Source organism: Salinivirga sp., assembly GCF_035268865.1.
Classification (GTDB): Bacteria; Bacteroidota; Bacteroidia; order Bacteroidales; family Salinivirgaceae; genus Salinivirga.
On sequence record NZ_DATFKB010000227.1, the window covers coordinates 1 to 9480 of the forward strand.

Consider the following 9480-nt stretch of genomic DNA (forward strand, 5'->3'; position numbering starts at 1 on the left):
AGTAAATAACAGCTCCTCCGGTTATGAGTCCAAGTAGTACAGGTGCTGATGTGAGGGCGATATCCAGCATAGGTTCTCCTGCTATCATAGTTTTAGAAAGAAGCAGGATTATAGCAAAAATCATAGTAGTTGCACCAATTACGGCTGTGCCAATCAATACAGGTTTTGCTGTTGCTTTAAATGTATTTCCGGCCGAGTCGTTATCTTCGAGGCGGTGCTTTCCTTTTTCAAAATCAGGTTTAAAGCCAAAATCTTTGTCTATTTCTTCTGAAATGCCTTCAATTTTTTCGATTTGTGAAAGTTCAAATACCGATTGTGCGTTGTCTGTTACCGGGCCATAACTATCAACAGCAATGGTTACCGGGCCCATTCCAAGGAAGCCAAAAGCAATTAACCCAAAAGCAAATATGGCCGGATATTCGCCAAATAAAGTCATGTCTTTAACGATAAAAAACCCTGCAGCCATTAAGCCCATCATAACCAGACCTTTCCAGAAAGCGGAAAAATTTCCGGCCACCATACCACTTAAAATTGTAAGTGATGCTCCACCTTCACGGGAGGCGTTTACCACTTCTTTTACATGGCGTGAGCTTGAACTTGTAAATGCTTTTGTCAATTCGGGTATAATAGCAGCTGCAATAGTACCAAGCGAGATGATGAAGGATAATTTCCACCATAAACCACCTTCGATATTGCCTATTAGCAAATAGCTTACAATAAAGGTTACAATAATTGAAATGATGGAGGTAATCCACACCAAACTTGTCAATGGTTGTTCAAAATCGAAGCGATCTTTATTTCCAAAACGTACTTTTGAAATTGCGTTATTGATCCAATAAGCAACTGCTGAAGTGACAATCATCATCACACGCATGGCGAAAATCCAAACAATAAGTGTTGATGCCATCATTGGGTCAGGTAAAATACCTGTTTGGCCGAACATCAGAATGATGAAAGTAATTAAAGCAACTCCTGTTACGCCATAAGTTTCAAAGCCGTCGGCTGTTGGACCTACACTATCACCTGCGTTGTCGCCTGTACAATCGGCAATTACACCTGGGTTGCGCGGGTCATCTTCGCCAATTTTGAAAACGATTTTCATGAGGTCGGCGCCAATGTCAGCTATTTTTGTGAAAATACCACCAGCAATACGCAAAGCAGAGGCTCCAAGTGATTCTCCAATGGCAAAACCAACAAAGCTGGCTCCGGCAATTTCGCCAGGAACAAACAGTAGGATGATGATCATCATGATGAGCTCAACCGTAATTAAAAGCATGCCCACGCTGATACCAGCCTGCAAAGGTATGCTCATAACATGGAAAGGGTTTTTTTGTAACGACGCAAACGAAGTACGGGAGTTCGCCAGTGTGTTAATGCGAATTCCAAACCAGGCAACGCCGTAACTACCCAATATACCTAAAACGGTCCAAAGTAAAATGACCGATACAAATCCGAAAACAGAAATGCCACCATCGGCGGCAGCTTCGGGTCTGGCCAAAAAACCAAAATAATAGATTATAGCAGCCCCGATAATTAGAAATAGAATAAATAAAAAGCGCCCCTGCTGCAACAGATAGGTTTTACATGTTTCATAAATGGTGTTGGCTACATTAAGCATGGATTTGTGCGAGGGGTATTTTTTAATCCGATTGAATTGGTACAAACCAAATAGCATGCCCAATACAATAATGACTAACCCCCAGGCCAGAAGATTCCAGCCATTTGTACCCAATGTTTTAAACATCGACAGATCAGGAACTACAAGATCTGCCTCACTGGCCATAGTAGCAAGCGGTATACCTGTGAGTACTATCAATAAGGATAATAGTTTCTTTTTCATACTTTTAATTTTAGTTTAATCTGTTGTCGATTTGCGCTAGAAATCGGCTAAATTCATTTGACTTAAATTGACTGTGTGTTTTTAATTTTTATGTTTTATAACAAGCAAAAATAGCTGTAAAAGCTTGAAAGCAAAAAAATATTGGGTAGAAAAAGGTCTGCTGCAAGCAAAATTGTCCAAATAATTCTGGCTGACTAAATATTTTTAATTTTAATCACTACATTTTTCCTTATTGTAATTCAGACTAATTATGAAATAGATAGCAACTTAACATATTAATGAGTTTGTGGCAAAGTACTTTCAATTAAAATATATAAATTCGTACAAATCTGCATATACTAATAGCTATGATAAAACAAATAATTTTCGCTGCCATATTGCTCCTAACACTAGCGTTGTTGGGTTATAGTTTCTACAGGATTTATCGGTTTTTTAAACTTACACGACCTGCATTTAAAATAAAAGACCATGCACAGCGATTCAATGAGCTGATGAGGGTGGCTTTTGGACAAAGTAAAATTTTCAGGTGGCCATTCACCGGACTTATGCACGCCTTTGTTTTTTGGGGTTTTTTGGTAATTACAATCGGGAGCGTTGAAATGGTAATTGATGGAGTGGCCGGCACATATCGGGCCCTGGGTGTTCTTGGTCCGGTTTATAATGTAATTATTGGTTCAGGTGATGTTTTTGCAGTTATTGTATTGGTGGCTATGCTTATCTTTCTTGGACGTCGGTTGGTAATGAATATAAATCGCTTTAAAGGCATTGAGCTCCGGAAAAAATCAAAACAGGATGCTATTCTGGCCCTTACACTGATTTTTTTATTAATGGTTTCGCTATTGGGTATGAATATGGCCTATGTAGGGCTATATGAATCAAAGGCCTGGTTTGAGGGGGTTTATCCGGTTAGTCGGCGGTTTAGCGATTTGTTTCTGGGCGGAATACCTAACGATCAATTGCATATACTTCATGAAATAAACTGGTGGGCGCATATTTTATTGATATTTATTTTTGCCAATGTTTTGCCTTATTCAAAGCATTTTCATGTTTTTACGTCACTTCCAAATGTCTATTTAAGCCGTCTTACACCTGTGGGTAAAATGAATACCATGGAAGATGTGAAGACAGAAGTAGAAATGATGATGAATCCGGAAGCTGCACAAGAGCCGCCTGCTGGAGAGCCTGGCAGTTTTGGCGTTAGCGATGCAGAGCATATTACCTGGAAAAATTACCTCGATTCATTGTCGTGTACACAATGTGGGCGCTGTACTTCTGTTTGCCCGGCAAATCAAACAGGTAAGAAACTCTCGCCACGGAAAATAATGGTCGATACCCGTGCACGAATGAAGGAGCGTGGGCCGCAGTTACTTGAACACGGTAAAAATGCTGACGATAAAAAAATGCTTATAGAGCACCTTATAACAACGGAAGAACTTTGGGCCTGCACCACCTGTAACGCCTGTGTTATTGAGTGTCCCATCAATATTAATCAGCCTGAGCTTATTCTCGAAATGCGCCGCTATTTGGTACTGGAGCAGGCCAAAGCTCCTGGAGATTTATCGACCATGCTTACCAACATTGAAAATAATGGTGCACCATGGCAGTATTCAGCAGAAGACAGAATGAAGTGGAGCGAAGAACTTTACATGAACGCTTAATATTTAAATTATGACCGAACAAAAAAAAATCAATATCCCTGTAATGGCTGATTTGCACACTCAGGGCAAAAAACCTGAGTACTTGTTTTGGGTGGGTTGTGCCGGTGCATATGACGACCGCTATAAAAAAGTGACAAGAGCATTTGCCAAAATTTTAACCTATTTCGAAGTAAATTATGCGGTGTTGGGTACAGAAGAAACGTGCACGGGCGACCCCGCCCGGCGCGCGGGTAATGAAATGCTTTTTCAGATGCAGGCCATGCAGGTCATTGAAACTTTTAGTCGTTACGATATAAAAAAAATCATTACCATCTGCCCGCACTGTTTCAATACCTTTAAAAATGAATATCCCGATTTTGGGGGACAATATGAGGTTATACATCACACCAAATTTATTCAGCAACTGCTTGATGCACATCCCGGGGAAGTGAATCAGGATATATTGAAAAAGTACAAGGTTACTTATCATGATCCGTGCTATTTGGGCCGTGCCAATGGTGAATATGATGCTCCGCGCGATGTGATCAATAAAGTTGTCTCCAAAACACTTGAGATTGATCCGCATAAAAGTAAAGCACTTTGTTGTGGAGCTGGTGGAGCACAGATGTTTAAGGAGGCAGAACCAGGTGATCGTGAAGTGTACGATAAACGCACAGAACAAGCCCTTGCTACCGGTGCTGATGTGGTAGCAACTGCCTGCCCGTTTTGCATGACCATGATTACCGATGGTTTAAAACTTCAGAAAAAAGAGGATACCGTGAAAAACTACGATATTGCCGAGTTGGTAGCTATGGCCTTAGGAATTTGATTTTTTTGACTTTAAAATCCCTTTTGCTTAATTTCTTCTGTAGCTCTTATTTTATGTTTTCCCGGGGCAATCTCATTACCGGTAGAGAAATTATATGTGACTTTTAGCCATACAGGGAGTTTGTTAAAAAGTATATAGCCCTGTGAGTTCTGTGTAAATTGCGCCCCTTCCACTTTTTGGCCACTAAAACTTAATTTCTTACCAAAAGGAACTGCTCCTGTAATTCCTACCTTAAAATTATTTTTGAAATGTTTTTCAAGTGAGGCAAAAAACAGGGGATCGGCGGTGGAGATGCGCTGAATATGTTTTTGTGCACTTACATACTGAAATTGCAAAGAAGATGTAAAGTGTCCGGGCAGTTTAAAGAGTGTAGAAACGGATATGTCGAAGGCAGCTTTACTGTTATTTTCACTAACATAGGGTTTTAAATCTCTATTTGCTGATGTGCTGATGTTATATAGTTTTAAATTACCATAAATGGTGAGGTTCTTGAAAATTTTAACTGCTGTATTGAATGTAGCTCCATATTTTAATGCATTTCCGGCATTTTTATAAGTTGTAAATGGCAAATTCGAATTGTCGAGCTTAGTGATCTGAGCGATGACATTTGTTTGTTGGGTGTAAAAAAGCTTGAATGCATAATAATTACTTCCCCGGGTTAAATGGTATGAGCAGGTAAAGTTATGGTTCAATTGGTTGTTGAGTTCACTGTTGCCACCCATTGACTGAAATAGATTCACATTACTTATTAAGGGGTTTAGCTGGTAGCGGTAGGGGCGTTGTATTGATTTGCTGTACTGGAGCTGCAGGTTTTGCTCTTTATTAACTTTAAAATTGAATGCAAAGGCTGGCAAAAAAGCAAACGCACGTCGCTTATACTGTTGACTGGTATTTGAGTGTTCAAATTCAAACCGGGACCCGGCACTAATGTTTAGTTTATCTTTCTTATACATGCACTCTGCATAACTTCCCGTAATTGTTGATTGATATGAAAATTTCTGCATTTCGTAGTCATTCAGCTGATTATAGTAGGATTTTACCCCCAGCTTTACTTTTAAAAGTGTTAAAAATGAGGCCTCAAAATCGGCATTGAATCGTAAAGTTTGCTGATATGGGCGTGACATTGAATTTGATATGTTTGTACCATTTATTGAGTCATAAGTTATGGAACCATTACCCATATAATATCCATGCTGGAGGTTTGTGGTCAGTTTTGTTTCATTGGAAAAATTTTGCTGATAGTTGATAGAATTATAAAGTTGATGATTAATGTCGTGATCTTTTCTGATAGCATGATAAATTTCTTCATGAGCATTAAGGTCATGTGTAGATATTTCCCCGTCGAGTTCTTGTGAGTAAGGCGTATAGCTACCAAAGAAGCTAAGTTGTTTTTTATCGAATTGAAAATCGGTGCTGTAACTGAAATTGTGCGACCAGGTTTTTTGTCTCAGGTATTGCTCATTTTTTATCCATAGGGTAGTTTCACTTGTGTTTGCTTTGTATTTATCCTCTTTTAAAAGGTCGAAATAGTTTAATTTGCCATTGTAGGCTATGGCGAAGCTGTAGTTCTTTTTTGCGAAATTAAAGCGAAGTTTTGGAAACATGTAAATAATTGATTCGCTTGTTGGAATTTCAGAATATACTTGTCCGTTAAAGCCCTTTTCGTCTTCCTTCAAGGTAATGTTTATAACTGTGCCAACATCTCCACCATATTGGGCTCCCGGATGATGATTTATTTTTATTTTATTTATTTTTTCAGCCGGAAGTTGCCGGAGATAGCTAATGTCATGTATTTTACCATCAACACTTAAAAGTATTTCACCACTGTTCTGCGTTTTCAGGTTTTGTGCAAAATCCATTTGAATGCCCGGCAAACGTTTCACTATGTCAATGGCCGAAGTGGAGTGTTTTTTTAAGGCTTCATTTATTAAATATGTGGTACCGTTTGGGGCGCTTTTCCCCTTTATGGCTTCTGCACTAATTGTAATTTCTTTGCAAACTACAGCATTACTTTTTAACAGAATTATTGCCGTATCATTTTTATTTGTCATTAAATCTGAGGCAAAAATTAGCGTATCGTGGTAGGTTAAATGAGAAATTTTAATGTGTGTTACTTGTTCTCTTTCACCATGCAATGTGAAATTGCCATTAATGTTACTCATGGTTCCTGCAATCTGCTTTGAATCGGGGCTTTTTAATAAAACCACACTTGCAAACGGAATCGCTTTTCCAGTGGTTTGGTCTTTTAAGGTTCCTGTAAAGTTTTTTAAATTTTGGCCATTTACTACTGTCTGTATGCTTAAAAGAAGCAGTAATGATTTTGTCAGGTTTTTAATGATTGATTTGCACATGATGATTGATTTTGTGATTAGTCATAATGCAAATAGAATCAATGAATTACAGGTATGCAAGAAAGTGGGATATATGCCAAACATTTGTTGCAGGAAGCAAAGAATCACCTTTTATAAAAGTATGTCCTGGTATGAATGACAAATATTTGTTATAAAGTGCAAGGCTTTAACCCTCAAGCTTTCCGGTCAGTTTTTTGAAAGTCGGTGCTTTTTTTCTTGATACAGGAATTTCGGTATCTATACCTTTCAGTTTAAGTTGATAACCTGATGAGTTTCCGCGACGCGCAACAATTCTATTTAAATTGACAATAAAAGCACGGTGTGAGCGGAATAATTCGGGAACTGAAGCAACCTGTTCTTCAATGGCGCTTATGGAGTTACGTATGGTGCGTTTACTTGTTTTATTATCTTCTAAGAGGTAAAAAGTTACATAATTGCCATCAGACTCAGCATAGAGAAATGCTGAAGGATAAAACTCCAGTGATTCTTTCTTAAGTTGCGATTCGATGGTAATTTTTTGTGCCTGAGTATCTCCTGGCTTTTCTTCATTAGGTGCAATTTTAATCGCTTCCGGTTTCAGGTATCCGATATTGATCAGTGTAAAAAAACTTAAAGGCACAATACCAATTAAAACAGCGTTGAGCATTGAATCGAAAAATGTAGCAAAGTTCCAACGATTGGCTGGTGGTTCAATAAGGAAAGCCGCAAAATATATGATGATGCCAATGCCTGCCAGTACAAATAATATGAGCAGGATTTCCTTGGTTAAGTTCCAATTCTGTTCCTCCCTAAAATATTCAAATTGTTTTAGAGTGCCCATTATAGCCCAAATACCCATGGCGACAAAAACTGTATAAATTGCCATTGTCTCAGTGTATTTGAAAGCACCGGATGCGTGAGTTTCCAGTGGTTGGTAAAGGGCTACAAAAATAAAACAGAAAGCAGCAATGAGTAAGCTGCCTAAAAATGGATTGCGTAATATGAAGTTTTGCGGGAATTGTCTTTTAATGAGACTTTTCATAATAATGGCATCCTGACTTATTAAACTTTTCCAAAAATAGCTATTATTTTTAATATGAGCAGGATGCCTGCTAGCATTAAAGTTTGCATAATTAGAATTTCACTCGTTATCTATTTGGAATAAAACAAGTTTGGCTGGCTATCATTATAAATAATAGCCAGCTAAAATGCGTATTTGCAGCTTATGTCATGTCATGCTTGAAATGACGTATGAGTTGAAGAAGTTTTCATTTTAACGCAGATAAAAATGAAAAGGGCAATACTCGGTCTGTCAGATTAAGCTTGACGTGACACCAGGTTTTATTCTTTTGGCGGAGCCATAAATTCCGGACCCACAGGGTTTGTAATGTTTTCTTCCAGAATTTGATCTATTGCTTTAAGTGCTGATTCGTCGAGATGCCAACCGCTCATATCGCTTACCACATTGAGTTGGTCTGGCCGGCGGGCTCCCCAAAGTGCTACATCGGCTCCTTTGTCAAGTATCCAGCGTACAGCCAGATGAATAACGCTTTTACCATAGTGCTTGCGGGCAAACTTATCAAGTTCCTCTACAGCTTTTAAATACATGCTGAACCGGTCTTCCTGGAATTTCGGGTCTGCTTTGCGCAGGTCGTCACCCTCGAATTGCCGGTTTTGCGTCATTTTACCAGAAAGCAATCCACGGCAAATAGCACCGTATACTACTGTTTTAATGTTGTTTTGCTTACAATAGGGCAGGAGCTCATGTTCAAAGTCCCGTTCAAACATATTGTAAGGTGGCTCCAATACATCCAGCTGTCCCCCTTTGCGGAATTGATCCATTTGCTCAGGGCTGTAGTTCGATACCGCAATGGATTTTATTTTGCCTTCTTTTTTGAAATTTTCAAGCAAAGCTGCTGTTTCTTCAAAAGGCACTTTGGGGTCGGGCCAGTGTATCATGTACACATCAATGTAATCGGTCTGTAAACGCTGGAGGCTGTCTTCAATTTCTTTTTCTAATCTTTCTTTACTTGAATTGCGAAAGGGCTGTTCATTTTTCCAATCCAGACCTACTTTGGTAATCAGCGTGAGGTCTTCGCGTTTTCCATATTCTTTTATGGCTTTACCCACAATCTTCTCTGATGTTCCAAAGCCATAAACCGGAGCTGTATCGATGAGGTTAATACCTTTATCGATTGCTGTTAATATTGTTTTGATGGATTCCTGTTCTTGTGTGCCTCCCCACATCCAGCCACCAATAGCCCATGTGCCGAGTCCGATTCTTGATACTGATTTTTCAATGTTATTTAGTTTTGTTGTATCCATAGTTTCATTCACTTTTTATACCAGTAGTGACATAAAAACTAATCTATTGTTTAGCTATTCAGCTATTTAAATACGCTATAAATTGTGTATTAATCGGGCATGCTATTTTTACAGCAAAAACAGACTTATTTTGTTAAAATATTTAGTACTATGCTGGATTTTTTCGAGGCCATTTATCTTGCCGCTTTAGCTGCCTCAATGAGGTTTGGCAGGACTTCCTTCAGATCGCCAACAATTCCGTAATCGGCTACTTCAAAAATCGGAGCTTCCGGATCATTATTTACAGCAACAATGGTTTTAGAACCACTAACTCCGGCTACGTGCTGAATGGCTCCTGATATACCTAGTGCAAAATAGAGGTTTGGAGCAATGATTTTTCCGGTTTGTCCCACGTGCTCCTCTTCTGGTCGCCATTTCTCATCAGATACCGGCCTTGAGCAGGCTGTGGCTGCTCCCAACACATCTGCTAGTTCCTCAAGAGGTTGCCAGTGTTCGGGTCCTTTCATGCCGCGACCGCCA

The 9480-nt window shown here is 39.1% G+C and carries 7 protein-coding genes; 2 read left to right on the forward strand and 5 right to left on the reverse strand.

The features are described from left to right. On the reverse strand, window positions 1-1840 hold a 1840-nt coding region (locus tag VJ937_RS13620; protein WP_324067958.1), incomplete at its 3' end, for a sodium-translocating pyrophosphatase. Between the two features lie 347 nt (window positions 1841-2187). Here VJ937_RS13620 and VJ937_RS13625 point away from each other — a divergent pair. Both VJ937_RS13625 and VJ937_RS13630 read left to right on the forward strand, forming a co-directional pair. After that, window positions 2188-3498, forward strand: a complete 1311-nt coding sequence (locus VJ937_RS13625; protein WP_324067961.1) for a 4Fe-4S dicluster domain-containing protein — start codon at window positions 2188-2190, stop codon at window positions 3496-3498. A gap of 10 nt (window positions 3499-3508) precedes the next feature. Next, the gene (locus tag VJ937_RS13630; protein WP_324067963.1) at window positions 3509-4306 is read left to right on the forward strand and encodes a (Fe-S)-binding protein; all 798 of its coding nucleotides are present in this window, start codon (window positions 3509-3511) and stop codon (window positions 4304-4306) included. Between the two features lie 11 nt (window positions 4307-4317). On the opposite strand, the gene VJ937_RS13635 is transcribed toward VJ937_RS13630, so the two are convergent. The 4 genes from VJ937_RS13635 to VJ937_RS13650 all read right to left on the reverse strand — a co-directional run. Continuing rightward, window positions 4318-6657 (reverse strand): TonB-dependent receptor, encoded by a 2340-nt coding sequence (locus VJ937_RS13635; RefSeq protein WP_324067965.1) that lies wholly within the window; start codon window positions 6655-6657, stop codon window positions 4318-4320. 166 nt (window positions 6658-6823) lie between these two features. Then, window positions 6824-7678: a LytTR family DNA-binding domain-containing protein gene (locus VJ937_RS13640; RefSeq protein WP_324067967.1), complete on the reverse strand. Its 855-nt coding sequence runs from the start codon at window positions 7676-7678 to the stop codon at window positions 6824-6826. Window positions 7679-7977: 299 nt separating this feature from the next. After that, complete coding sequence (locus VJ937_RS13645; RefSeq protein WP_324067969.1) at window positions 7978-8961, reverse strand: aldo/keto reductase; 984 nt, start codon at window positions 8959-8961, stop codon at window positions 7978-7980. Between the two features lie 173 nt (window positions 8962-9134). Next, on the reverse strand, window positions 9135-9480 hold a 346-nt coding region (locus VJ937_RS13650), incomplete at its 5' end, for an electron transfer flavoprotein subunit alpha/FixB family protein (RefSeq protein WP_324067971.1).